Annotated in this window: 23 protein-coding genes, 1 tRNA gene, 2 pseudogenes and 1 other annotated feature; of the genes and pseudogenes, 8 read left to right on the top strand and 18 right to left on the bottom strand. The window is 51.0% G+C overall.

What is annotated here, in order from left to right; genetic code table 11:
- Positions 1 to 59 precede the first annotated feature (59 nt).
- The 3 genes from AWJ19_RS10635 to AWJ19_RS10625 all read right to left on the bottom strand — a co-directional run bounded on the left by AWJ19_RS10635 (position 60) and on the right by AWJ19_RS10625 (position 1157).
- Complete coding sequence (locus AWJ19_RS10635) at positions 60 to 296, bottom strand: DUF3892 domain-containing protein (RefSeq protein ID WP_068723548.1); 237 nt, start codon at positions 294 to 296, stop codon at positions 60 to 62.
- A gap of 87 nt (positions 297 to 383) precedes the next feature.
- The gene (locus tag AWJ19_RS10630) at positions 384 to 827 is read right to left on the bottom strand and encodes a GNAT family N-acetyltransferase (protein ID WP_068723547.1); all 444 of its coding nucleotides are present in this window, start codon (positions 825 to 827) and stop codon (positions 384 to 386) included.
- Positions 828 to 938: 111 nt separating this feature from the next.
- Positions 939 to 1157 carry a hypothetical protein gene (locus tag AWJ19_RS10625; protein ID WP_068723545.1) on the bottom strand — a complete coding sequence of 73 codons (219 nt, stop codon included), beginning with the start codon at positions 1155 to 1157 and terminating at the stop codon, positions 939 to 941.
- A gap of 118 nt (positions 1158 to 1275) precedes the next feature.
- Positions 1276 to 1541 (top strand) — a binding site (T-box leader).
- A 58-nt stretch (positions 1542 to 1599) separates the two neighbouring features.
- Between AWJ19_RS10625 and metG the strand changes: the two genes are divergently transcribed.
- Positions 1600 to 3267, top strand: a complete 1668-nt coding sequence (metG, locus tag AWJ19_RS10620; RefSeq protein WP_068723544.1) for a methionine--tRNA ligase — start codon at positions 1600 to 1602, stop codon at positions 3265 to 3267.
- Positions 3268 to 3329: 62 nt separating this feature from the next.
- Here the strand turns inward: metG and AWJ19_RS10615 are convergent, their stop codons facing one another.
- Positions 3330 to 3776 carry an NUDIX domain-containing protein gene (locus tag AWJ19_RS10615; protein ID WP_068723602.1) on the bottom strand — a complete coding sequence of 149 codons (447 nt, stop codon included), beginning with the start codon at positions 3774 to 3776 and terminating at the stop codon, positions 3330 to 3332.
- A 194-nt stretch (positions 3777 to 3970) separates the two neighbouring features.
- Between AWJ19_RS10615 and AWJ19_RS10610 the strand changes: the two genes are divergently transcribed.
- Positions 3971 to 4042 (top strand) — tRNA-Val (locus AWJ19_RS10610).
- Between the two features lie 186 nt (positions 4043 to 4228).
- On the opposite strand, the gene AWJ19_RS10605 is transcribed toward AWJ19_RS10610, so the two are convergent.
- Complete coding sequence (locus AWJ19_RS10605; RefSeq protein ID WP_068723542.1) at positions 4229 to 4750, bottom strand: serine acetyltransferase; 522 nt, start codon at positions 4748 to 4750, stop codon at positions 4229 to 4231.
- A gap of 247 nt (positions 4751 to 4997) precedes the next feature.
- Here AWJ19_RS10605 and AWJ19_RS10600 point away from each other — a divergent pair, with 247 nt between their 5' ends.
- Complete coding sequence (locus tag AWJ19_RS10600; RefSeq protein WP_068723540.1) at positions 4998 to 5492, top strand: ferritin-like domain-containing protein; 495 nt, start codon at positions 4998 to 5000, stop codon at positions 5490 to 5492.
- A gap of 9 nt (positions 5493 to 5501) precedes the next feature.
- Positions 5502 to 6173, top strand: coding sequence for a DUF1796 family putative cysteine peptidase (locus AWJ19_RS10595; RefSeq protein WP_068723538.1), 672 nt, complete (start codon positions 5502 to 5504; stop codon positions 6171 to 6173).
- 116 nt (positions 6174 to 6289) lie between these two features.
- Here AWJ19_RS10595 and AWJ19_RS10590 read toward each other — a convergent pair whose 3' ends face one another.
- Positions 6290 to 7039 carry a hypothetical protein gene (locus AWJ19_RS10590; protein ID WP_068723537.1) on the bottom strand — a complete coding sequence of 250 codons (750 nt, stop codon included), beginning with the start codon at positions 7037 to 7039 and terminating at the stop codon, positions 6290 to 6292.
- 24 nt (positions 7040 to 7063) lie between these two features.
- Positions 7064 to 8224, bottom strand: a complete 1161-nt coding sequence (locus tag AWJ19_RS10585) for a hypothetical protein (protein ID WP_128083565.1) — start codon at positions 8222 to 8224, stop codon at positions 7064 to 7066.
- A gap of 369 nt (positions 8225 to 8593) precedes the next feature.
- Here AWJ19_RS10585 and AWJ19_RS10580 point away from each other — a divergent pair, with 369 nt between their 5' ends.
- Both AWJ19_RS10580 and AWJ19_RS10575 read left to right on the top strand, forming a co-directional pair.
- Positions 8594 to 8953, top strand: coding sequence for a P-II family nitrogen regulator (locus AWJ19_RS10580; protein ID WP_068723533.1), 360 nt, complete (start codon positions 8594 to 8596; stop codon positions 8951 to 8953).
- Between the two features lie 127 nt (positions 8954 to 9080).
- Positions 9081 to 10364 carry an ammonium transporter gene (locus AWJ19_RS10575; protein ID WP_068723532.1) on the top strand — a complete coding sequence of 428 codons (1284 nt, stop codon included), beginning with the start codon at positions 9081 to 9083 and terminating at the stop codon, positions 10362 to 10364.
- A 139-nt stretch (positions 10365 to 10503) separates the two neighbouring features.
- Here AWJ19_RS10575 and AWJ19_RS10570 read toward each other — a convergent pair whose 3' ends face one another.
- The 9 genes and pseudogenes from AWJ19_RS10570 to AWJ19_RS35775 all read right to left on the bottom strand — a co-directional run bounded on the left by AWJ19_RS10570 (position 10504) and on the right by AWJ19_RS35775 (position 19017).
- Positions 10504 to 11268, bottom strand: a complete 765-nt coding sequence (locus tag AWJ19_RS10570) for a 5-oxoprolinase subunit PxpA (protein WP_068723530.1) — start codon at positions 11266 to 11268, stop codon at positions 10504 to 10506.
- A 34-nt stretch (positions 11269 to 11302) separates the two neighbouring features.
- Positions 11303 to 12369: pseudogene (locus AWJ19_RS10565) on the bottom strand (biotin-dependent carboxyltransferase family protein).
- Complete coding sequence (pxpB, locus tag AWJ19_RS10560; RefSeq protein WP_277815799.1) at positions 12366 to 13151, bottom strand: 5-oxoprolinase subunit PxpB; 786 nt, start codon at positions 13149 to 13151, stop codon at positions 12366 to 12368. The pseudogene AWJ19_RS10565 and the gene pxpB overlap by 4 nt, the downstream one beginning before the upstream one ends.
- Before the next feature lie 79 nt (positions 13152 to 13230).
- Positions 13231 to 14820, bottom strand: a complete 1590-nt coding sequence (locus AWJ19_RS10555; protein WP_241781685.1) for a helix-turn-helix domain-containing protein — start codon at positions 14818 to 14820, stop codon at positions 13231 to 13233.
- A 130-nt stretch (positions 14821 to 14950) separates the two neighbouring features.
- Positions 14951 to 15982: an ABC transporter substrate-binding protein gene (locus tag AWJ19_RS10550; protein WP_068723527.1), complete on the bottom strand. Its 1032-nt coding sequence runs from the start codon at positions 15980 to 15982 to the stop codon at positions 14951 to 14953.
- A 210-nt stretch (positions 15983 to 16192) separates the two neighbouring features.
- Positions 16193 to 16903, bottom strand: a complete 711-nt coding sequence (locus AWJ19_RS10545) for an ABC transporter permease (RefSeq protein WP_068723525.1) — start codon at positions 16901 to 16903, stop codon at positions 16193 to 16195.
- On the bottom strand, positions 16900 to 17748 hold the full coding sequence (locus tag AWJ19_RS10540) for an ABC transporter ATP-binding protein (protein WP_068723523.1): 849 nt from the start codon (positions 17746 to 17748) through the stop codon (positions 16900 to 16902). Before AWJ19_RS10540 ends, AWJ19_RS10545 begins: the two co-directional genes overlap by 4 nt.
- A gap of 130 nt (positions 17749 to 17878) precedes the next feature.
- The gene (locus AWJ19_RS10535) at positions 17879 to 18682 is read right to left on the bottom strand and encodes a LytTR family transcriptional regulator DNA-binding domain-containing protein (protein WP_198536537.1); all 804 of its coding nucleotides are present in this window, start codon (positions 18680 to 18682) and stop codon (positions 17879 to 17881) included.
- 5 nt (positions 18683 to 18687) lie between these two features.
- The gene (locus AWJ19_RS35775; protein WP_198536536.1) at positions 18688 to 19017 is read right to left on the bottom strand and encodes a hypothetical protein; all 330 of its coding nucleotides are present in this window, start codon (positions 19015 to 19017) and stop codon (positions 18688 to 18690) included.
- A 193-nt stretch (positions 19018 to 19210) separates the two neighbouring features.
- On the opposite strand from AWJ19_RS35775, the gene AWJ19_RS10530 reads away from it, so the two are divergent.
- Complete coding sequence (locus AWJ19_RS10530) at positions 19211 to 20269, top strand: LacI family DNA-binding transcriptional regulator (RefSeq protein ID WP_068723521.1); 1059 nt, start codon at positions 19211 to 19213, stop codon at positions 20267 to 20269.
- Positions 20270 to 20374: 105 nt separating this feature from the next.
- Positions 20375 to 22809 (top strand): annotated as a pseudogene (locus AWJ19_RS10525) (glycosyl transferase).
- A gap of 391 nt (positions 22810 to 23200) precedes the next feature.
- Here AWJ19_RS10525 and AWJ19_RS10520 read toward each other — a convergent pair.
- Positions 23201 to 23701: a hypothetical protein gene (locus tag AWJ19_RS10520; protein WP_068723519.1), complete on the bottom strand. Its 501-nt coding sequence runs from the start codon at positions 23699 to 23701 to the stop codon at positions 23201 to 23203.
- A 185-nt stretch (positions 23702 to 23886) separates the two neighbouring features.
- Positions 23887 to 25839, bottom strand: coding sequence for a beta-L-arabinofuranosidase domain-containing protein (locus AWJ19_RS10515; protein ID WP_082707818.1), 1953 nt, complete (start codon positions 25837 to 25839; stop codon positions 23887 to 23889).
- Between the last annotated feature and the right edge of the window lie 91 nt (positions 25840 to 25930).

Here is a 25930-nt window from a genome sequence, read left to right as displayed (position 1 = left end):
AAAAGACCGGACACACGCTTGTTAGAGCGTATGTCCAGTCTTCATATACGTTGAAGTCTTTAAAATTGCGGCAGCTGATCCAGGTTATTCGTAGGATCCCCGTCCGCATCGCCGCGGATATACATTTCGCCGTCTTTCCCTTTAAACACGTTCACACCGGCAATACTGCCGGCCTGAACCTCCTGCAGCGCCTGCTGATAATCGAGTACACGTCCAGAGGAAGTCTGAAACTTCAGCAGATCGCCGTCACCATTTCTCTGCGCCGCTACAAAACGTTCGCGTTCATTGTTGATCACTGCGGATTCTCTCCTTCGCGTTTGGATTCGCCCTATGGCACACAGGTAGATTCCCCTCCGCAGCGAAGAAGTATGTATCATCAGTGTCTAGAGCTTCTTCTGCATTCTGACATGGAGAATGCCTGCGTCATAGAACGGCTCGTCCGAGATGACCTCGTATCCCTGCTTGGCATAGAAATCTTCCGCCTGGCACTGCGCATCCAGCACCGAGAACACAAGGCCCAGCTCCCTGGCACGCTCTTCAAGCGCCATAAGCAGGACACGGCCGTACCCCTTGCTCCGGTGTTCCTTATGCACAGCGATCCGCTGCATCTTGGCAGAGCCCGCTTTATAGTAAATCAGTCTGCCGGCGGCAACCGGAACGCCGTCTTCCACAACCAGCAGATGATGCACCTGGTCGCCGATTACATCGTATTCATCGATCTCCTCTTCCGCCGGAACCTGCTGCTCTTCCACGAATACTTTTTTGCGAATGTCCAGCCCCATCTGAAGCTGTTCCTCCGTAGTTACATGTACGATCTCCGCTGCCATATTCTCTGCCTCTCCTCTCTATGTCAAACGACAGTTGAATTATTATACAGAATTTTTGAATATCTGTATAGGGAAACTGCTGTCCGCCAAAAGACCGGTTCATACGCAGGTTTAATCCGCGGAATACACCTCAGCAGGAATGGAACGGTCATAAACATCCTGTATTACCGGCGACACCGTCCGATCCAGGGGATCCAGGTTACCGCCCAGTTCCGTCATACTGTGTATCGGGGCGGTCTTCGGTGCCTGATAAGCAGCCGTACAACCGGTAAGCACCAGCAGCAGAGCCGCACAGAGGCCTGTAATAAAAGTCTTATTGTCTTTGCGCATATGATTCTTTCCTCCTAATCAGATCTGCTGTTTCCAGCTTTGACGTTTAGGAAGGATTATAAACTTACGCTTGACTTCAGCTGCAGCTGGCATTAACATAACCAGTAATTAGGATATTACAAAAGCTGGGAAGAGAAAGAGTACCTTGGCAATTCTCTCACAGAGAGCTCCGTCCGCTGAAAAGGAGCAGAGAAAACCCACGGGAATATGGTCTCTGAGCTGCGCACCGAAACCCTTTGATTGGTTGTAGGCTGCGCCGGAACCTGCATCCGTTAACGTGCTAGGGTATACCCGTCTGACCGGCGGCGTACCTGAAGAGGTGAAGGCCGCAAGGCATTAACGAAGTTGGGTGGTAACACGTGAGCACAGGCTCCCGTCCCTTTTGGGGACAGGAGTCTTTTTTGTTGTTCAAATAATCGAATCAGCAGGAGGAGAAGAACGAATGGCAAACATTTTTATCGGCGGAGCCTGGCCTTACGCCAACGGTTCACTGCATCTCGGCAGATTGGCAAGCATTCTGCCCGGTGACATTCTGGCCCGGTACCACCGTGCAACCGGCGACGAGGTGCTGTATGTATCCGGAAGTGATTGTCACGGAACACCGGTGGCGGTACAAGCCGCCAAGGAAGGTGTATCCCCGGGAGAATTTGCCGGAAGATACCATGATGAATTCGTGGAGTGCTTCAGCCGGCTGAGCTTCACGTATGACCTGTATACACGCACAGATCAGCCCGGCCATCACCGGGTTGTCCAGGAGCTTTTTTTGCGGCTGCTGGACCAGGGATATCTGTATACCCGGTCTACGCTGCAGTGCTACTGCGAGCAGGACCAGCGTTTTCTCCCGGACCGCTACGTGGAGGGGATCTGTCCGCACTGCGGACAGCCGGCGCGGGGTGATCAATGCGATTATTGCTCGGCTCTGCTTGATCCGGCCGATCTGCTGGAACGGGTCTGCAAAATCTGCGGGACCTCTCCTGTCCTGCGTCCCACCGAGCATTATTATCTTGCATTATCGAAGCTGCAGGATGAGCTGGCTGCTTACGCGGATGCCGGGATTGGCTGGAGGGAGAATGCAGTTCGGCTCACAAAACGGTACCTGCAGGAAGGACTTCAGGACCGCGCAGCAACCCGTGATCTGGATTGGGGGGTAGATGTTCCGGTCGGCAGCTTCAGCGGCAAAAAAATCTACGTCTGGATCGAGGCGGTCAGCGGCTATCTGTCCGCCAGCAGACAGTGGGCCCGGCAAACAGGCGGAAGCTGGGAGGACTTCTGGCTGGAAAGCAGCGGCGACAGCACTTCTGGCCGGGACATCCGCGCCTATTATGTACACGGCAAAGACAATGTTCCGTTCCACAGTCTCATTTGGCCCGCTATACTTATGGGCTCAGGCGGTCTGCATTTGCCTGACCGGCTGTTTGCCTGCGAATACATGACCCTCGAAGGCCAGAAATTCTCCACCAGCCGGAACTGGGCGGTCTGGGTTCCCGATATACTCAGCCGCTATCAGCCGGATTCTCTCCGTTATTTTCTCATAGCAAACGGCCCCGAGAAGCGGGACACTGATTTTTCCTGGCGGGAATTTATCCACAGCCATAACAGTGAGCTGCTCGGAGCCTTCGGCAATTTCGTCAACCGGACTCTTGCTTTCATTAATAAGGCATTCGACGGACGGGTGCCCCAGGGAGAAGCAGATCCGCTATGGAGCGATACGATTAATGAATCTTATTTAAAGGCCGGAACCCTTATTGAAGCAGGCAGGTTCAAGGACGCGCTTGAGGGCATTTTTGCAACAGTCCGCCAGGCTAACAAAACCTTCGACGAGCAAAAGCCCTGGGCAACCTTAAGGGAGAATCCCGCAGCCTGCAGCAATACCCTGTACAACAGTGTGCAGATCATTGCTAACCTGGCTAACCTGTTAAATCCCTTTGTTCCCTTTTCCTGCGGCAAGATCCGCACCTTCCTTGCTCTTGGGCAGCCCTGCTGGCACAGCATCTCCGTAACGGCAGGACAAACCATTCAGAACCTGACCCTGCTGTTTGAGCGGATTGATCTGAAGCAGATTGAGGAAGAGACAGAACGGCTTCAAGCGCAAATTACCGGAGCAGGTTAAATGTGTAAAAGAAACTTTCGGGCCTAGCCCTGAGACGTCCGGGGCTCTGTCCGGTCGAATCTTTATTCAGCTCCCGTCCTGCCCGGCTCCATCTCAAGCAAAAACCGTTTCACTTCAGCCACAAGCGCAGGTACAATATGCGGGTATGTTACTTCTTCCGGAATTTCCGTGAAGCTTTTAATTTCAGCCATTTCATATTGCGGGATCTGCCCGAATCTTTGGACATCCGCCAGATAGAGCTTGCCGAAGCTCTCGGGCACTCCCTGAATAGCTACCGAATACACACAGACCGGAATCAAGGAGTACTCCTCCGCACCGGTCTCTTCATACAGCTCCCTGACCGCGGCAGCATCCGCCGGTTCATTTGGCTCAATATGCCCGCCGGCAAACTCCCACGTAGTCCGTTCACGGTGCCTGGCCATGATCCACCGGCCATCCTGTCTTGCAGCAATCACTACATATTTGAGCAAAGCTTCCTCTATAACTGTTTTATGTATCGTAACTTTCACCGGCCGCCCACCTTTGTCATCATAATGATCATAAACGGACTTCATTATATAACGACCGGTTTTTAGCTGTCGCGCTCTTTTCTCATACACAGATTCATCCGGTCCCGGCAACATCCGCCGTATGGTGCTTACATGACTTCAGAAAATAATTGTTGCCATCAGCTGACATGCTGTGGTATTATAAATTTCGTTGCAGGACGGTAGCTCAGCGGGAGAGCACTATCTTGACAGGGTAGGGGTCATGGGTTCGAACCCCATCCGTCCTATATGTATAATCTCTAGAAAACTCCTTATTTAATAAGGAGTTTTTCTTTGTCATGCCCCTTAACCGTCTCAACATAGGCTCTGTAATTCGTCACGCATTGGTCACATTGGATATTATCCAAGTGACAGCCCCTTTTGATCCTCGAACTTGCTCCTTAATTAAGCTTTTTCTCATGTCATTCCTCCGTCTATCTAGTATTTTCTTTTTTAGGTTCATCTCGCAACAGGTTTCGTGCTGGGATTCCTATCGCTGATGCGTTGTCAGGTACATCCTTGACAACTACTGACATAGCGCCGATATTCGCATCGTTACCAATCAATATAGGACCGAGTATCTTAGCTCCCACTCCAATAAAGGCTCTGTCTCCAATTACTGGCTCACCTAAGCTATTTCTGCCGCCGATAGTTACTTGATGAAAGATGGTAGCATGACTGCCGATTACTGCTTTGTGACTAATAACGATACCATTTAAACCATGCGGCAAATGAAGATAATCACCGATCTTAGCTTGTGCATGTAATTCTCCATTAGAAAGGATTCGAACAAAAGCTAAGTCCATCACTTTATAGAGTCCCCATAGTGTTTTCTTTACAATCTTATTCTTAACCCGATAGTGTACCCAGTTTCCAAAGCGATAAGTAAACAAGACCATAAGCGTTTGTGGATTTTTGCGATTCGCTTTTAAATCTGTTTTAAATGACTTAATCATTTGTCATCCTCCTTTTTTGTCAGTCATCGATAGAGATAACACTATGTATCTTCCATCTATACATTCCTTTTTAGTAATTATACACTCAAAAATAAAACTATCATGTCGTAAATTGTATGTACTTAATATTTAATTGTCTTTAAAAATTCCAGTATAAAAATCACAAGGGACAGCACCATTTCATTCACTGATTAGGCTAATGTGCATATTATTATCGTAAATACTTGTAATCTGGAGGCTCACACTCATGTATAGCGTTTATCCGGTGCATAGCGTTTATCCGATTCTCCGCAGTTCAACTTTTGTGCCCGTTTGGGCTACCTCTACTCAAGAAGCACTGCTTTTAATGAAGGATTCTGTACAGGGGGAACGAAATGATGAGCTCTTCTATGATCAACTCATCCGGCTTGCTCCCGACCAAGGACAGGCCGATGTGATCACCTCCATCCGGAATGACGAACAGAAGCATAATCAAATGTTCCGGCAGATGTACAGAGAAATTACAGGACAAGAAGTGACTGGGGTCAGCAACGAAGTTCCTGAGCAGGCCGATACGTATATCTCCGGGTTACAAAAAGCTTATCAAGGTGAATTGTCGGCAGTTGAAAAGTACCGGAAGATATGGTTTGGCCTACCGTATGGTGTTTATAAGGATACTTTGTACGGCATTATTCTTGATGAACAAAAGCATGCAGCAAAGTACAATAATCTGTTAATAAGAAATTTAGCTGCGAACCGGTGAATACCCTTTATGAATCTTCAGGATATCAAAATCGAATACGACCTCATTGTCAGCCTCGGCTCCTCCTGCGCACCTGCCATTAATTTGAGGCGATATGGCCTCCGGAAGTTCTCCATGCCTCTCGACTGGATGATCTCTGCTTCGCTTAGTGATGTTACCCGCTTGATAAAAAGCCGCTTTAACCGCTTTATGGCTTTTGAAAATCTGAGCAGGCTGGATGAGACCCACTTTTATCTAAACGATGGAAATCCGGTGTATGACAACCCTGACGGGCAGAGTCTTTCTAAATCCTATTTTATCAGGGATTCTGAGTATAACATCATCTCCGCACATGATTTTCCAATAATCCCGAATGTGGATTGGCGATCCTTCTATCCGGCCTACAGACAGAAGCTAGACCGCCGCATCACGCGCTTCTGGGCAAATCTGGTGCAGAGCACTAGCAGCCTGTTCATCCGTTGGTCTGCCGGATACGAAGAGGTGTATGAGCTCCGGGATATTTTATCCACATTGCTTAGAGGGAGAAGCTATACGATTCTGATTCTTAACCCGGCAGAACATTTAACCGTTACCCGAGAACTGCCGTGGGGTATGGAGCATGTGTGCGCACTCGAGGTTCCGGGGGACATGAACGATTATACGAACTGGGATTTTATACTGAACGGGATAAGACTGAAGTAACCGTTACTCCGCTATTCAAATACCCGCTTGCCTTGCTATAACCATCCATAGGCAAAAAAAGCCACTGCCGCAAACATTTGCTGACAGTGGCCTTTTACAATCTTCCTTGCTTCCACTCACTTCTGAAGCTTATGATCAAAGAAGTCTTTTAACGCAGATGATTGGACGGAAAAATACTTTTGGCTCCGCTCATCCGTTATTGCGGCATAGATTTCCCGTTTGTCATATTGAACCCGGATCGACCGCTGATCGTTCTTAATCAACCTGATGACCATTTCCAAGGCCAATGTGCGGTCAGCATACTGAATTTCATTCATTTCAGACTCAGGAATAGAATTAAGCATTTTTCTAACCTGATCCGTCTCCTGTTCATTCAGCTCGATGTAACGATTCTCCGCAGTTTGACCGTCACTGTAGATCCACATTCCGGCTCCGGCAATATCATTCGTCCCGAGCTGCTCCCAGCCGATTGATGGTTCATTCAGCAAGCGGTCCACCGCGCTGCCGCCTGACCAGATTCCCGCCGCACCTGCGATACATACTGCAGACATGAGGGCGACGGACCCTCTGCTGATTCTTAGATAACCATACAATGTGCAAATGAAGGCTGCTGTAAGAGAAGGGATGACCAGAAAGGTCAGCAGTCCCGATTTCAGTGAATAATCAACCATAGCCTCCAGTGAAAATAAGACGGACGGGTCCTGCATATAGGAATACAGAAACGGGATGGTCAGGCTGACGATGAGGCATAACGGCACAATACTCCAATACAATCGCAGCCGGCTTTTGTCATGAATGAACCGGAATATCCTGTATAGTAGTGCCGGATACAGTATAGCAGCTGCTAGCACTAATATTACGTCCACTTTACCCCTCCCCGCTCGCTGATTCTAATAGCTGGCATAGATATACACTGAACCCAGCGTATCCCTCCAATAACACAACGCATTATAACTGACATAATAGATATTGCCCCAGCTGCTTACTTTCATGTACATATTGGCATTGGCGTCCTCAATGTAGCCCAACGCTGTAAACCAGTGAAAGACCATGCTGGAGGTACTTCCTGTATCAGGATAGGTGCTGCTGCCTGTTGAGGTTTTTTTACCGGCAAGTACAGCAACCGGCTTATTGCCGTTGATGCCTGTTTTGATATTTTCCCAAACCAGCAAATTGGAGGTTGTTGTAGGGGTGCCGAGATTGGTGTTATCACTTCTTAGTTGAGAGGCTAAGTAAGGACTATGATTATAATTGCTCAAATATGAATTAAGCCCGGCTTTGAATTCCGGAAAAGTAGTCCCCCAAATAGCAGACATACTGTTCACTAAAACACTGCCCATAGTATACATATCCATAGGTCTGGCCGGATCGGCCTTCCACCAAAGCATATCATTATAGGATGAATTCCGCTGCCCCAGCGAATACAAAAGATTGGTGCCGGCAGCCGGACCGCACCCAAAATTCTCGGCTAATCCTAATGAGCCCTGAACATTTGTAAGAAAGACGCTTTGGGAAGGGAAGGTAATCTGAGTATAGCCGCTGCTGGGCGGAGAAGGCTGTGCTGCCGCTGTACTGAACTCAGGCATTTGAAAGGCCAGTGCATCAGCAGCAATTCTCTCGCTGGTGATTACATTAACCGCTGTTTTACCATAGGCTTGTTCCTCTTTATCCACTTCTATACTATAGGACAATAGCGGTCCTCCATATAGTATTTCTGTATCGGCCAGCGTCTGCTCGCCGTTTGTTTTTTGGACGGGCGAAGGCGTAGTTCCGTACTCCATAACGGCAAGTTTGCCGTCTCCTTCAAAATCACCGAGAATTATGTAACCTGAATAGCTGTCACCGTTATAAAGATCGATATTGTAATAGGTCCGCCCATCAACACCCTTCAAAGGTGTTATTTCTTGACGCTCCGCCCCGGATTTCTTCTGGAAAGTTGTTTGTTCAAAGACTGATATTTGACCAAGAAATTCCTGAACGGCTTGTGCCGCAGCTGCCTTATCAAGCGGAGAGTCTTGTAGCTTATCCTCATTAAATAAAATACTTCGCATTCCGGCATCCGCGTCTGACTGCGTAACCAACGGTGCAGGCTCCGGCTGCTCCTCCGCCGAGACTGCTGCGGCGTTGGCTGTTAACATTAAGCCTGCCATAAGAATAGTAACAATTCTCTTCATACTTTCCCTCCATAGAATCATTATTTGGGAACCAGAAGCAATTTACCTTTTAGTTCCAAATAAAGAATAACTTCTCTTTTATATGAAAGCACTATCATTAGTCACATTCCTAGTAAATGTTTATCCTTCCTTCTTACATATCGGGGGCTCTATTCCTGAGAGCTTCCGTTTTAATCAGATACCTGTGAGTGCAAATGTTGTGGTACAATTCACATTGCAGCTACACTGATTTTTTGGAGGAACGATATGAAAAAAGTTGAAGCGATCATCCGTCCTGAAAAGCTTAGGGAAGTCATCGATGCACTCCGCGCGATTGAGGTCACCGGATTCACCGTTACACAGGCCCAGGGGCGCGGCCAGCAAAAAAACACTACCGGAGTGTACAGAGGCAAATCGTATACCGTCAATCTGCACCACAAAATCAAGCTTGAAATCGTCGTGTCTGACCATAAAGTGGACGAGACGATCAAGACTATTATTGCTACGGCCCAGACCGGGGAAATGGGAGACGGTAAGATTTTTGTGCTTCCGCTGCTCGAGATGTACAACATCCGTACCGGCAAAGCAGACGAAACTATCGATGAGTTAAAACAAAGCGATATGTAGATAAGTGCAAATCAGAATGGTGTTTTAGCTAAAATTGGTGTAAGTAAACATAACATTTGATGTTGACATTTTCTGCCCTCCCCTTATATCATTACTGTGTTGTATATGTGACAGGGAGGGTAACATCATGAATGCCGGAACGGATATCGCTTTAAATACGGTTTGGGTTGTGCTGGCTGCGGCCATGGTTGTGTTTATGGAGGGCGGCTTCAGCCTGCTCGAGGCGGGTTTTGTGCGGACGAAAAATGCGGTGAATGTCACCATGAAGATTTTTGTGGATCTTACCGTCGGGGTATTGGCTTTTTTTCTGGTTGGCTTCGGAATCATGTTCGGAAAGGATTTTGCCGGCCTGATCAGTTTTGATTTCTGGGGGGCTTCACAGTCTCTGAATATAGATTTAAACCTTCCGTTATCGGCTTATGTTCTGTTTCAGATCGGCTTCGCGATTGCTGCCATCTCTATCATTTCCGGGGCGGTAGCGGAGCGGATGTCTTTTAAGGCCTACATCCTTGTTGCTTTATTCGTAGCAGCTATCCTTTATCCGGTCTCCGGCCACTGGGTCTGGAATCCGGAGGGCTGGCTGGCAAGCCTGGGGATGAAGGACTTCGCAGGATCGGCGGCGATCCATGCACTCGGCGGAGCCGCAGCTTTTGCCTTTGCCAAAGTGCTTGGACCTCGCAGGGGCAGGTTCAATACGGATGGCAGCGTAAACGTATTTGCTCCAAGTAACATTCCGCTTGCTTCGGCGGGCACCTTCATTCTCTGGTTCGGCTGGTTCGGCTTCAATGCCGGAAGCACGCTGAATGCAGCGGATTCCAGCCTTTCCGTTATTGCTTTGAATACGATGCTGGCTGCAGCTGCCGGCGGTACATCGGCCATGATCTACACCATGTTCCGCTTCGGCAAAGCTGATCCGAGCATGACCATGAACGGTGCGCTAGCCGGTCTGGTAGGCATCACTGCCGGATGTGCTTTTGTCAGCCCCTACTCCGCTATTGTGATCGGCCTGATTGCTGGTGTATTAGTTATTTTGGGTACCCTGGCCATCGATAAAATGCAGGTGGACGATCCGGTAGGCGCTGTTGCGGTACACGGAATTAACGGTGCCTTCGGAACAGTAGCTGTCGGTCTTTTTGATACACAGGAAGGCTTGTTCACTACCGGACAGTTTCACCAGCTCGGTGTACAGCTATTAGGTGTTGTGGTTGTCATGGTGTGGGGTTTTATCATGAGCTATGGCGCCGCCAAGCTGATTCAGCGGACTGTCGGACTGCGCGTGAGCGCTGCTGAGGAAGAAGAAGGTCTGGACATGGCTATGCATGGTATCCCGGCATACAACGAGCTTGAACGGTTCAGCGATCAGCCCGGAATTGATGAAGCCTTGTTGCTGCGGACCGGCTCGGAGGATTAACTTGACGTTATAACCGAACCGGAGATATAACAAGAATATTCAAATCTATCAAACAACCCCGCTTCTGAAATGGCAACAGCTGCCATTTCTGCAAGCGGGGTTTCTTTTCATATTAAAATCTAATAGTATACGTACCGGTTTATCCTCTGCGGATACGTTGCACTGCTATTCCTGCACTTTCTAAGGAGCCGCGGATCGCTGAGGCAAATTCAACGGCATGATGACCATCGCCGTGCAAACAGATGGTTTCAGCAGTTATAGCTACATCTCTTCCGTCCGTGGAGCGGACCTTGCCCTCCTGTACCATGCTCAGAACCTGGTGCAGCGCCTGTTGTTCATCTGTCACCAGTGCATCCGGCCGGCTTCTGGGCGTTAACGTCCCGTCACTCTGGTAGGTGCGGTCGGCAAAAACCTCGCTAGCCGTGCGCAGTCCGGCTCTGTTACCGGCCCGGATCAGCTCGCTGCCGGCCAGACCGAACAGAATCAGCTCCGGCTCGATCCGGTACACGGCCACGGCAATCGCCTCGGCCAGAGCAGCAGAAGCTGCAGCCATATTGTATAACGCACCGTGCGGCTTAACATGCCGGAGCACGCCGCCTTCTGCCCGCACGAAACCCCACAATGCCCCTACCTGGTAGACGGTGAGCTCGTAAGCTTCCCGAGGCGAGAGCTTTATTTCCCTGCGTCCGAAACCAGCCAGATCCTGCAGGCCCGGATGGGCACCGATAGCCACTTCATGCTTCAGCGCCAGCTGCACCGTCCGCGACATCGTACCCGGATCACCGGCATGGAAGCCGCACGCAATGTTAGCTGAGGTTATGTAGGGAAGGATATCTTCATCCTGCCCAAGCCGGTATGCACCGAAGCTCTCGCCCATATCACAGTTCAAATCAACAGATTTCATTGGCTGTAGCCTCCAGTATGTATTTTGCGGGCTGCTACACATGCTGCAGCACGAGCCGAAGCCGGCGCAGCTCAAGCTCCCGCTGCAGCAGCTGCTCCTGTGCTTCTCTCAGCGTGACGAGCCGGAAATGGACCCGGCTGCCTGGGGATGCCTGCGCAAGAAGCGGCAGATCAGCCGTAATCACCTGCGCCAGCTTCGGATAACCCCCGGTTGTCTGGCGGTCAGCCATCAAGATGATCGGGGCACCTCCGGCAGGAACCTGGATCGTCCCAAAGGTGACTGCGCTGAGGCCAGACTCTGTTCCTGTACCAGTGACAGAGCGCTGCCGGACAGACGGTATCCCATACGGTCCGATTCGGGGAGAATCGTATATGGTTCAGATAAAAAGCGCCGGCGGCTCTCAGAGCTGAACATTTCGTACTCTTCGCCCTCAATTACCCGGATGACCGGAGCTTCAGGATAATCAGGAATCATAGCCGGCACAGGATACCAGGCAGCGATAGCCGCAGCCTCCGCTCCTGAATTTCCGGCAGACTGCCCTTCAAGCTGCCTGATATTCACCGGCTCCCTGACCCCCCTCTCGGTACCCCGCCCACGGGCCAGCCGTTCTGACCAGTCTGCAGCCCTGCCCGAAGGCGTGCCGACAGGCAGCACATCGCCGGAGCGCAAAGCCCGGCCCTGCTGGCCGCCGATTCCGGCTCGCAGGTAGGTTGAGCGGCTGTTCATCTGAAGCGGAACATCGATTCCGCCGGCAACGGCGAGGTAAGCCCTGCATCCTCCGGGCAGGCGCCCGAAATGCAGCCTTGCTCCCTTGGGCACATGGGCTGTCCGCCAGAGCGGCAGCGGCCGCCCGTCCAGCAGCGGCGCTAACCCGCCGCCGCAGACGGCAATAAGCGCAGGAGCGGCAAATGTAATTTCCGGTCCAAGCACCGTCATTTCCAGCCCGGCTGCCTGCTCTTCGTTGCCAACCAGCAGGTTGGCCATACGCAGAGCATAGCTGTCCATCGCACCGCCGGCAATCACTCCATATTGCTGATAGCCGTATCTTCCCAGGTCCTGTACTGTCGTTAACAGGCCTGGCTTCATGATCAGCAGACTCATAGCCTATCATCCTTCCAGGCGGAGAACTCGCTGAACGAGACCGGATAGAACCGGACGAGATCGCCGGCCTGAAGCCTTACCGGCGGAACAGCATGCGGCCTGAACAGGGCAACCGGGGTCCGGCCGATCAGCTGCCAGCCGCCAGGCGTCTCCAGCGGATAGACACCGGTCTGATCACCCGCTATCCCGACCGAGCCTGCCGGGATAGCCAGCCGCGGCGAAGGACGCCGCGGAGTGGAAATCGCCGGAGAGAGCCCTCCGAGATACGGAAAGCCCGGGGCAAAACCAAGCATATACACCAGATAATCAGCCGAAGAATGAATATCAATAACCTCCTCTACCGAGAGCCTGTTATACCGCGCCACAAACTCCAGGTCAGGACCGGTCTCCCCGCCGTAGCACACAGGAATGCTGACTATTCTTGGAGCCGGATCGGCCTGTTCATCAGCAAGCTTCAACATTTCCTCCAGCAGGGCAGCGACTATTGGAAACGGATAATATTCTTCACCTTGGGCGATAAAATGCGGATAGGCTCTAAGGACAGCCGGCCCGTCGTAATATACAGCAACCGAGTGAAAGGAAGGGACAAATTCAATCATACCTGTAAAAGGAGCGGAAATTAGCCTGCTGCAAACCGCCTTTACACGGCGGTGGGTCTGCGGACTGATCGCTGCCTCAAAGATTACTGACACAGCCGAATCCCCTAACGGGATAATCCGGGGCAATCCTTCATCCGTATGCTTTGGCAGATGAAATACCTGGTCTTCCGCCTCGTTTTCCAATGGGAACCTCCCTTTCCGCCACATAATAATCCTTATTATACCGGATTATCCGCAATCGAAAAATTGTGATGAACCAGCCTTATGCCAGCACCTGCAGCACATCAGCAATTTTACACTGATGGGACATCACACCGTAATTCATCCAGGCCATAAAATCTATCTCATAGACACAGCCGCTGCGTACAGCAGGAAGCTTCCGCCAGAACGGGGTTTCAAGCAGCTCACGGCCTTCCCCCATCTGCCGGTCAAAGGTAATAAACAGATGATCTGCCGTCAGCTGCGCCAATGCTTCAAGGCTGAGATTTACCTGCTTCCTTCCCCGGCACAGCTGACGGACCAGCGGATGCGGCTGCAGTCCAAGATCGCGGTGCAGCACCTCTCCCGTGTAACCCAGTCCGTCACATCCGTACAGCATAATCCCCTCGGAATAAATCCGGAGCACCGCTACAGTCTGGTTGCCTGCGGAACGGCTTAGCAGCTGCCTGGCCGCAAGGGCTTTCTGCTCATAATTGCTGATTACCTCCTGTACGCGTCCCGTCAATCCGAAAATCACTGCAGCCGAACGCAGTGTGGCACGCCAGTTCTCCTGGTGAAACGGAAGCTTGAACAGCGGTGCCACCTGACGGCATTCCTCAAGATGCCAGCGCTGGAAACCGTCGTCGAGCATAATCAGCTCCGGCGTGTAACGGAACAGATCCTGCCAGTCGCCGGTGGAAATATCAAACGCCGGAATGTGATCAAGCCCAAGATAATCCTGCTTGCCCCAATCCGCGTGGCAATACTGGGCAACAGGTGTGATACCCAGTGCCAGCAGATAATCCTCCAGAAACGGGGCGAAAATCCGTGTTCCCTCCTGATAGAGGCTTCTGTACTTGCCTGGTGTAACTCCGACACTTCCTTTAAAACGCCGGCTGAAATAGTACTCATTACTATAGCCCACCGCCAAAGCAATCTCATGCAGACGGTCTTTACTCATTAGCAGCTGCTGCTGTGCCCGTTCTATTCTCAGTCCGTTAAGGTATTCCAGCGGAATCCGGCCGGTCTGTTCTTTGAACAGTCTGGTAAAGCGGCTGCGCCCCAGGCCGGCAATCTCCGCCAGACCGTCGACCGTTACCGTTTCATTGAAATGCTCCTGCATATATTGAATAGAACGCTGAACCGCAGCCTGCTCATCTTCGGGCACGGCGGCACAGGGATTGGCACGCATGAGCAGCAGCAGTAATTCCTGGAACCGGCTGTGGGCGGCAAACCGTTCAATTCCCTCCGCGCTCCGCTGGCTCTGCAGAATCGATTCCAGCAGCAGAATGATTTGCGGGAAGGGACGGCACTGTAACGGACCCGGATGCAGCAGCCCGTCCTCAGACAAGCTTTGCATAGCAAGCATCCTGTTTTCACCGGCCGCAAAAACTTCGAAATCAAGCCGGTAAAAACTCAAGCCCTGCTCTCCTGCGCAGATCTGGTCTACTGCTCCGCGTTCAAACAGGAATCCGGCCCCCTTGTCCAGCAGATAGCGCTGCCCGTCCATTTCAATCCAGCCTTGCCCGTCAGTGACTATAATCAGAGCCGGAACCGGAAAGAAGGCTGCTTGATTATTGTCTGACAAAGAACGCGTTGCCGTCTCTATACTATTAAGATTGTATAACTGCTTGTAAGGGTAAGTATTATCCAATGCCCTTTCCTCCATTGCTCCGCCCCCAACTGAGAATCATTTTCATTAATACAGTGTAAAACAAAAAAGAAGGCCTATCAACCATGCCTGATAGACCTTCTTCAATATTATTTGCAGGCCGGGACCGGCCTTATTTAACTATTGCCTTAAGCAAATCATCAAGCTTCATGGAATTTGCTGTAATGGCTCCGGACTGCCAGTGCGAGCGTTCCATTCTATAGATATTTCCGTTTTTCACAGCCGGGATGTTCTTCCAGAGCGGTCCGTCCAGAATACTCAGGGCATCCTGATTCTCAGGCGTATCCCAGTCCCCGTTATCCAGGAACACAATAATATGATCAGCGTCCAGCTCCGGAATCACCTCTTCAGAGATAATCGACTGGTAGTCTGTCATCTCGGCAGCCATATCGACAGGCGTAAGCCCGAACTGGTCATAGATTACACCAGTGTAACGGTTTTTGACTCCGAATAAGGCAAATGACTTATCAGCTACATTGAGCCGGATTACGGCGACCTTTTCCTGGCCGATTGCCTGCTGCAGCTTGGCTTTGCCGTCGGACACTTTAGCGTCATATTCAGCCAGCACACTCTCCGCTTTTTCGGGAATGCCCAGAGCATCCGCAATTGCACCAAGCATCAGCCTGGAATCCTGAAGAACCGTCTCCGGCAGCCGGTAAGTCGGTGCCACCTTGGAATAGTTCTCATAGGCGGCCTGATCCGCACCGCCATCCAGAATGATCAGATCCGGATTCTGGTCCAGCAAGGCCTCCATGCTGCCGGTTATATCAAATTCAGGAACGTCCAGCCCTAGATAATCCTGCTTGCCCCAGCTTGGATGATACCATTGCACCACCGGAGTAATGCCAAGCGCCTTCAGATAATCCTCCACATAAATACCCGCAATCCGCTGCGGATGCGCCGGAATTTCTACATCGCCGAATTCTCCGGTAACAGTACGCGTTCCGCCTTCATCACCGCCGGTGCTGTCAGTTGCTGCCGGTGTATTTCCATCAGGTGTGCTGCTTGCTGCCGCCTCTGCCGCATTCTCTGTCTGCGCGGCATTACCGCTGGCTGCGTTGTCATTTGTTCCGCAGGCTGCCATAACCGCCATCACCATTATGAGCATTACCGCCCAGATATATTTCCGACCCCGTTGTACCATTGAACTTTCCACTCCCGACATTATTGTGATTGATTATCATTCTCAATAATCATATTCTCAATACTAGCATGCCTGAGCGAAGTTTCAATGCACTTTCTCGGCGGATTTTTTATACAAACTCATTTATTTAAGCACTACTCAGCAGCAGACAGAGACAGCCGTAACCAATAATGCAGGTCACAGACTGCCCCTCTCTTAACCTTATAAGCTCTATTCATCAACCATCCGCTTCTTATAAACATAGGCGGCAACCGCATGAATCACGAGCACCCATGCCAGGATGATCAGCAGATGCAGCAGCGTATCGCCCAGTCCGGCCCCTGTCTCTACACGGTTCGCCAGCTCCAGCAATTGGAGATTCGGCATATATTCTACAACAGCCAGCACCGGATATTTCTCAATGAGCGGGATAAGCAGGGAGCCGGAGGTGAAGATAAGCATGACCGGAACGATAACTACCGATGCTTCCATGACCGATTTGGTAAACAATCCGATCAGCGTGCCTAATCCAACATAGAACACGGCGGATAACAAAAGCGCAATAGCAATCACAGCCATATTCCGGGGATTATAGTTACTAAGCAGAATTGATCCGGTGACGACTACCGCTGTCGCGATGAAGCTCAGCAGGCTTTTTCCGCAAAAGATTTCCATCGTGCTGGCAGGAGACAGCATCAGTCCGCGCAGCGTATTCTTCTCCTTCTCCTCGGCAATCAGTGCGGATTGGACATAAGTAGCGACAAGGATAAAACCCATATTAATAACTATATAATAGGAACTAATTGTGCCCATCCCCATACGCCCGAACAAAGCAGCCATCAGGAGCGGCATGAACAAGGTAGTTGTTACATACAGATTGCGCGACAGGTCTTTATAATCCTTTTGCAAAATAGCAAATATTCTTCTCGTTGAAAAGGTCATGCCAGCTTCCTCCCTGTCACTTCTACAAATATATCGCCTAATGTCGGATGATTCGATTGCACGGATACGAGCTGGCCCGTGCTCATATAGCGGAACATCTGGTCAGCTCCTTCAGGCCCCTTCGGCACAATGACCATACTGCCGTCGGCTAACTCGACCGTCAGAGTGGGCTCCCCCCGCTGCTGGCGCAGCTTTTTGGGACTGTCCAGCAGCCTGATTTCCCCGTTGTTCAGGAACGCAACCCGGTCGCATAACGCCTCGGCCTCGTTCATGTCATGCGTAGTCAGGAAAATCGTCGTACCTTTTTCTTTTAAGTGAAGAAGTCCTTCGTGAATATGCTTCGTATTAACCGGATCAAGCGCCGAAGTCGGCTCGTCCAGGAACAGCAGCTCCGGCTCATGCAGGAATGCCCTGGCCAGCGTGATCCGCTGCAGCATCCCTTTGGACAGCTTGGAAACTGCCTTCTTCTCTTCACCCGCCAGATTGACCATCTGCAGCACCTCAGCAATCCTTTGATAAGACACGCCGTAAAGATCGCAGTACAGCTTCAAATTATCGTAGACATTCAGCCTTCCGTACAAGGCAGTGTTGTCTGTGATGATTCCGACCTTTTGCCGGTACTTCTCGGAGTTTAACTGTTCAGTGCTGACTCCAAAAGCATATGCGCTTCCGCCCGTCGGCTTGAGCTGGGCAGTCAAGATTTTAATAGTAGTTGTTTTGCCGGAGCCGCTGGGGCCAAGGAAGCCGAATATCTCTCCTCTTTTTACATTGAACGTGACATCCTTCAGCGCCTGGGAAGCTCCAAATGCTTTCTGTAATGAAGTGACTTCAATAATGTTCTCCATCGACTGCTCATCCTCCGCCCTTCTGTTGTCTATGTCCAAATCGTACGGTAAACGCTGCAGCAGCGCATTATAATCACCGTGAAAGGAGCACAAACGAGCGTGAATGGAGCATATGTATACCTGAATGGAACTATTTCAACCCCATCATTTCCTTTAATTCAGCCATTTTGGTCTTGGACAAGGGTACCGAGGTCTTCGCTGCATCATCAAGTACAAGGCTATAGCTGTTGCGGGTGAATGTGATGACTTCACGGACCTTCTGGAGATTAACAAGATAGGAACGGTGGCAGCGGAAAAATCCGTAGGAATGCAGACGCTCCTCCAGTTCATTAATTTTAAAGGCTGTCGGATAGAGCTCACCGCCGATCGAGAGCCGGGTCTGTCCGTCGCTGCTTTCCACATAGTCTATTTCCGGCGGGTTAAACAGAATGATCTTGTCGTTCATGCGGGTAGGGATTTTTTCAAAACGGAACAGCTGGAGCGTCTGCCCGGCTTCATCCGGCAATTCGTCCTCTGTTAACATTCCAGAATCCGGCTGACTGCCTTCCTCCGGCAATGGTTCTGCTTCATCCGCAGATTGTCTGTATGTATCCGTATCCGGCTTACTTACCGCTGACTTGGTTGACGATTCCTCCTCAGCTTGTATATCAAAAGCCTGCAGTCCCTTTTCATCCAGCCGGTACACCCGGTTCGTCACACTAAGCGCCGTTTCCATGTTACCTGTTATAATAAGCACCGCTTTGCCGCTTTCACACAGCTGCTGCACAAGCCGCCGGAATACAAGCTTCGTTTCATTATCGACATTCTGGTCCGGCTCCTCACAGATCAGCAGCTGCGGGTCCTGGATAATCAGCCGGGCATATTGCACCCGTTTTCGCTCGGAATGGCTCAGAGCAGCTAGCCGAACACCAGCCTTGGCATCGAGCCTGACCATCCGGATTACCTCATCCACCGGCCGCCGGAGCCATACAGCTTGCTATAAAAGCGCAGGTTCTCTTTTACCGTCAATCTCGTATACTGACCTTCCTCCAGCAGCAGAAAACCGGTGTCCGGGGCCGCCTCTCTGATACGTCCTGTATAGGTATGACCATTAATGCTGATCTCTCCTCCGGTAACAGGAAGTTTGCCTGTAAACATACCCAGGAGCACAATCCTTGCGTTCATGCCTGTATGAAGCGCGACCGCCTCATGGCGGTTTAATTCCATTGTAAATGCGGGAAATACAACGGAATGCTCGGAATAACTTTCTAATTGTCTGATTACCAGCACCGTCACTTCATCACCTGACCCGTTTGTTTATAGTTTTGTTTCCAAATATTTTATTTATTAAAACTCTTCTATAATAGTAGCGTCTGTTCACTTCTTTTTCAAAAAGAGAATTGCAAATAGAGGATTGATTTCCGGGACATTATATTTTACAATGAACTCATAAACGCGCGTTTACAAGCAAAAAGGGGGCAATATGCGCAGCGAAGATATAGCGAGGCTCGCAGGGGTATCCCGGAGCACGGTGTCCCGTGTGATCAACAATTATTCCAATGTCCCTGAAGAGACGCGGGCCAAGGTGCTGAAGGTTATTGAACAGCATCAGTATGAGCCCAACAGCTTTGCCAGGGCTTTGGCCGGCAAGAAGACCGATACGATCGGGCTTTTCGCCATCAGCATGAACGAGAAGGAGAACACGACCCGGATCTACCAGAATAACTACTTTGCGCCCTTCGTCGATGCCGTTGTCGACACGGCGAATGCCAGAGGCTGTTATGTGCTGATCCACACCGTCTACTCCCCCGATGATTTCCTGAAGGTCAAGCAGGCTTTTCTGCAGAAACGGATTGACGGCGGCATTATCGTCGGTACCCAGAAGGACATCGATATCGTGCGGGAAATGGTAGGTCTGGACTCCCCGCTTGTGCTGATTGACTATGATATTTCGGAGATCATGGCCGAGCACCTGGACCGCAATCATCTGGCTATCGTTAATTCCAAGGATTATGAGGGCACGGTCGAAGCCATTGAGCATCTGATCGGACTTGGCCACAAGGAAATCGGCATGATTTGCGGACGGATGAACACTTATTCCGGCAGGGAACGTTACATGGCCTATGCGGATACGCTTAAGCGCCACGGGTTAACTCCAAATGAGCAGTTTGTTCTTCAGGGCGATTTTTTGAAGGAGAAGGCTTATGAGGAGGTCAAGAAGCTGATTGCTTCAGGCAGTCCGCTGCCGACCGCTTTCTTCTCCTCCAACGACGATATGGCGATTTCCGCTATGGAAGCGTTCGCTGAACACGGTATTTCCGTACCTGAGGACATCTCCATTGCCGGATTCGATGACGTGCAGCTCGCTGCACGCATTCATCCCAAGCTGACCTCTGTGCGCCTGCCGATTTATGAAATGTCCAAGGCTGCCGTCGAGAAGGTTATTGAGCTCTGTGATTCACAGCAGCCGACCTTCAGCACCATCAGCTTTCCGGCCAGGCTGGTCGAAAGAGATTCCTGTCAGCCGCCGAAGGCAACTTAAAGAACATATCATATCTGATTTATCAAGAGAAACTCCCTTTGCCCCGAGGGAATTTTTTCTGACTCCCGTAAACGCGCGTTCACAATCGAAAGGAGACTCTCCTAAATGAAATTCGGAACTTTTGACGACACTCGCAAAGAGTATGTAATCAACACCCCTAAAACACCTTATCCATGGATCAACTACCTCGTAACGAGCAATTTTTCGGTCTTATTTCCAATACTGCAGGCGGTTACACCTTCTACCGCGATGCCCGTATGAGAAGACTTACCCGTTACCGGTATAACAATATTCCGCTGGACAACGGCGGCCGTTATTACTACCTGCATGACGATGGTGATTTCTGGACTCCGGGCTGGATGCCGGTTAAGCGCGATCTTGATTTCTACGAGTGCCGCCACGGTCTTGGCTACACTTCCATCACTGGTGAGCGTAACGGTATTTCCGTTAACCAGCTTGCTTTTGTACCGATGGGCCACAATGCCGAAGTACACCGCCTCATCGTTAAGAACACTGGCGATGTGAAGAAAACAGTTAAGCTGTTCTCCTTTGCCGAGTTCTGTCTGTGGAATGCCCATGATGATATGACCAACTTCCAGCGCAATCTGAGCATTGGCGAGGTTGAAGTCAAGGATTCCGTTATCTATCACAAAACCGAATACCGTGAGCGCAGAAACCACTACGCGTTCTACTCTGTTAATAAACCGCTGGCCGGCTTCGACACTGACCGTGAATCCTTCCTTGGCATGTTCAACGGCCTGGACAACCCTGCGGTAGTCGCTTCCGGACAGGCAAGCAACTCCGTAGCTTCCGGCTGGTCGCCAATCGGCTCCCACGCTTTGGATATTACGCTTGAACCGGGCGAACAGCAGTCCCTTATCTTCGTACTCGGCTATATCGAGAACCCTGAAGATGAGAAATGGGAAGCACTGAATGTTATCAACAAAAAACCGGCACAGGCTGTTATCGATCAGTTCGCAACAGACGAGCAGGTTGACGCTGCACTTGCTGTACTGGCTGCACACTGGGATAACCTGCTGTCCAAATACCAGATCCAGAGCGGTGACGACAAGCTGAACCGGATGGTTAACATCTGGAATCCTTATCAGTGTATGGTTACGTTCAACATGTCCCGTTCCGCTTCCTACTTCGAATCCGGTATCGGCCGTGGTATGGGATTCCGCGATTCCAACCAGGACTTGCTCGGCTTCGTTCACCAGATTCCTGAGCGTGCCAGAGAACGTATTCTCGACATCGCTGCTACCCAATTCCCTGACGGCAGCGCGTATCATCAGTATCAGCCGCTTACCAAAAAAGGCAACAACGAAGTCGGCTCCGGCTTCAACGATGATCCGCTCTGGCTGATCTCGGGAACAGCTGCTTACATTAAGGAAACCGGTGACTATTCGATTCTTGATGAGCAGGTTCCTTTTGACAGCAATCCGGACCATACTGCTACCCTCTTTGAGCACCTGAAGCTGTCCTTTGAGCATGTTACCAACAACCTCGGACCTCATGGCCTGCCGCTGATCGGCCGCGCGGACTGGAATGACTGCCTCAACCTTAACTGCTTCTCCACTGTTCCGGGCGAATCGTTCCAGACAACCGAGAATATCGCTGGCGGCACAGCAGAATCCGTGTTCATCGCCGGACTATTCGTCTTCGTTGGACCGGACTATGCAGAAATCTGCCGCCTGCGCGGACTTGACGAGCTCGCTGCAGACGCTGTAGCGAAGATCGACAACATGCGTGAAATCACGCTGACCCACGGCTTCGACGGAGACTGGTTCCTGCGTGCTTACGACCACTACGGCGATAAGATCGGCAGCAACGAAAATGAAGAAGGCAAAATCTTCATCGAGCCGCAGGGTATCTGCGTTATGGCAGGTATCGGTGTAGAAGGCGGCCAGGCAGCTAAGGCTCTGACTTCTGTAGAGGAGCACCTGGATACTGAATACGGTATCGTATTGCAGCAGCCTGCTTACTCCAAGTACTACCTGAACCTTGGCGAAATTTCCACGTATCCTCCGGGCTACAAAGAAAATGCCGGTATCTTCTGCCACAATAACCCGTGGATCATGATCGCTGAAACTGTGCTTGGACACGGGGACAGAGCGTTCGAAATCTACAAAAAAATCGCTCCGGCCTACCTGGAGGACATCAGTGAAGTACACCGCATGGAGCCTTACGTGTACTCCCAGATGATCGCCGGTAAAGACGCTGTACGCCACGGTGAAGCGAAGAACTCCTGGCTGACAGGTACAGCTGCATGGAACTATGTAGCGATTACCCAGTCGATCCTTGGTATCCAGGCTGATTTTGCCGGTCTGAAGGTTGATCCTTGTATCCCTTCCGAGTGGGACGGCTTCGAAATTACCCGCGTCTTCCGCGGCGACACTTATGTCATCACGATCAAGAACCCGAACCATGTGTGCAAGGGCGTTGCCAGCCTGACTCTCGACGGCGCTGCTGTTGATGGCAACATCATTACACCGGTTGGCGACGGCGCTGTGCACCAGGTCGTTGTTGAGCTCGGCTAATTAGCTGCTGAGGCCGCTTAGGCGGACGTAAGCTTTTGGATGTAAAAGAACCCGGTTATCCGCTGCTGCGGCGTAACCGGGTTCTTTGTGTGTAAGGCTGCCGGGTTCAGAATTGCTGGGAGTTTTATGTTGCCGGGAGTAACGAGTAAACCGGTTTAACTGCAGTTTATGCAACTAAATCCGGTAAATAGTTGCCTTTGTGCGCTTTAAGTGTATTCCGTGCAACTAAAACAGGCAGGATAGCCTAATTCAGAGATTTTCAGTGCTTTTAAGTGTACAAAGTGCAGCTATACTCCATTTCCGCAAAAAACAGGTGTTTTAGTTGCACAAAGTACAGTTAAACACCTTAGTAATGATAGCTGAGAGCCGCTTCACAGTCTGGTTAGAAGGATCAGTCAATAGTGACCAACCCCCACTTGCCTTCCTTGCTCTGCATAAACCAGTAGTTCGGGCTGTCTGCCCTCTCTTCACCGTCTGCGGTAATCCAGTTGTAATTCACATTCATCACTACTCTGCCTTCCGGCTGGTTAGAGATATAATCCACTCCAGTGAAGGTAATTCCCCCTCCGGTCTTGAAGCCGTACTCATTCGCCTTGGCCAGATCTGGCGTTGTAAAGGCACTGTTGAACTGCTCAAGATCCTCATTAACGATCCCCTCAAGTGCGGCTTTCAGGCTCGCCTTAATCTCGTCGTTTACAATCGGATCAGAGATGGCATCAATGTCAAAGGCAATCTCCCGTTTATATTCCGCTGAATCCGCCTCCGGAGTTCCTTCCTGCAGCAGTGCTGCCTCTCCGCCCTGTCCCTCTGCACCGTCCAGCTGCCCGTTGTTTCCGCAGCCTGCCAGCAGCAGTGCTGCAAGTACAGGCAGCATTATATAAAAACGTCTCATAAGTATCCTCCTTTAACCGGATACTTATGAGACGCCTACGCTGTGCATAAAGTTGCTGTTTAACACATGAAGCTACAGCAGTGCCCTTCCGTCCGCCCGCTGCCCAAAGTAATGATTAGCTGCCTAATCTGCTTCTTGGATAGCCGTTGCCCAGCAGGCTGAGCTTATCATCTGCATTTCGGGCATTAACCCCGGATCCATACCTTCATCTCGCCGCTGCCGCGGTTGCCCCACAGGTAATATGGAATAGCCGTAATTTCGACAGGCTTGGTCTCGGCCTTAATACTGCCGTATAATTCACCGTTCCAGCTCGCCTCGTCTACACGGAAGCCGTCAGTCTTCACAATGACGGCTCCGCCCAGCAGCGAAGCATCGAAGCTCTCCGATAACACTCCGGATCCATTCAATGACAGGGAGCTGAGCGTCCCGCCGTTGTCCGCTTCCTCCAGACAATAGACGAGCGGTCCCCGCTGTATAGCTGTCTGTCCGGCATCCGCACGCAGCTTCGGATGGGCATAGATTCGGCTTGCCTGCATCGGAAGGTTCAGCTCGATGACATCCCCGGCGTTCCATACTCGGCGGATGACAGCATACCCTTGCTCCTGCTCAGTAGCGGAATCTACCGCTTCACCGTTCACTGTCAGCTCAAAGCCTTTACTCCAGGAAGGAATCCTCACCGCAATACCGAACTCTGCAGCCGCAGCCGGCTCCACCTTTAATTGCACTTTACCCTCCCACGGATAATTGCTCTGCTGGCTCACAGAAACCTCCTGTCCGCCAAGTGTAAAGACGGATTCACTGCCGATATAAAGGTTCGTATACAAGGTATCTCCGTGCACAGTATAGATATACTGGTTCAATGAGGTCAGCAGACGCGCCACATTCGGCGGGCAGCAGGCACAGCCGAACCAGCCCTGGCGCTCTGCTTTGACATGATGCTTGCCGGGATTGCAGCTGCAGGCCTGCGGCCATACTTCCAGCGGATTGACGTAGAAGTAATGCTTGCCGTCCTGGGCCATGGAACCAAGCACATTGTTATACAGCGCACGTTCCATTACATCCGCATATTTGGCATCGGGTTCAAGCTCCAGCATCCGCTTTGCAAAAAAGATCAGGCCGATGGAAGCGCAGGTCTCAGCGTAAACCGTGTCGTTAGGCAGATCGTAGTCAAAGGTGAACGCTTCCCCGTGATGGGTAGAGCCGATCCCGCCGGTAATATACATCTGCTTCTGCGTCATGTTCTGCCACAGCCGTTCACAGGCCTCGCGCAGCCCGGCGTCACTGGTGAGCGCTGCTAAATCTGCCATAGCAGTATACATATAGACTGCCCGGACCGAATGGCCTACGGCCACACTCTGCTCGCGGACCGGAAGATGCGCCTGGAGATAGGCCAGATCAGTCTTGTCCGTTTTACCGCTCCAGTGGGTAACCTGCCCCCGGTCCTCCCACTCCTTGCGCAGGAAGTTAGGCTCCTGCCCGCGCTGGTCAATGAAAAAGCTGCTGAGCTCGAGATATTTCTGCTCACCGGTAAGCTTGTATAGCTTCACCAGGGCCAGCTCGATTTCCTGATGTCCGTCATATCCTTTAAGCTTGCCCTCTTCAGGTCCAAATACGGAAGCGATGTGATCAACCAGCTTCCGGACAATGTTCAGGAGCCTGTCTTTGCCTGTGGCTTCGTAATAAGCAACTGCTGCTTCGATAAAATGGCCTGCACAATACAGCTCATGGCAGTCCTGCAGGTTGGTCCAGCGTTTGCCGGGTTCTTTAATGATAAAATAAGTATCCAGATAACCGTCCGGCTGCTGTGCTGCACCGACCAGCTCGATCACCTCATCCGCACGTCGCTCCAGCTCCGGATCACGTTTAATACTCAGGGAATAACCAACGGCCTCCAGCCATTTGGCCACGTCACTGTCCTGGAATACCCAGCCCTTAAATTCACCGGTGCGCCTGCCGGCAGCGATTTCAAAATTGGCAATGGCATGGCTCGGCTCCGCTTCCGGCACACGGTCATGCAGCGCTTCATATTGATACGGGATAACAACATCCTGAACCAGCCTGATATAGCGACCCCAGAATTCGTCTTTGATTGAGGTTTTGCCCTTCAGCGTATTCTTTGTCTGAGTTATTTTGTTCATTTTATTCTTCCCTCCGCTAAATATTTCTCCTCGCTAATTGCCATTATAGACGGTAAAATAAAACAAAAACAGGATCAGAAGCAACCCTGTT

This window comes from Paenibacillus sp. DMB5 (genome assembly GCF_001517085.1).
Lineage (GTDB): Bacteria > Bacillota > Bacilli > Paenibacillales > Paenibacillaceae > Paenibacillus_AQ.
This window is presented reverse-complemented; position numbering and strand designations above follow the sequence as displayed.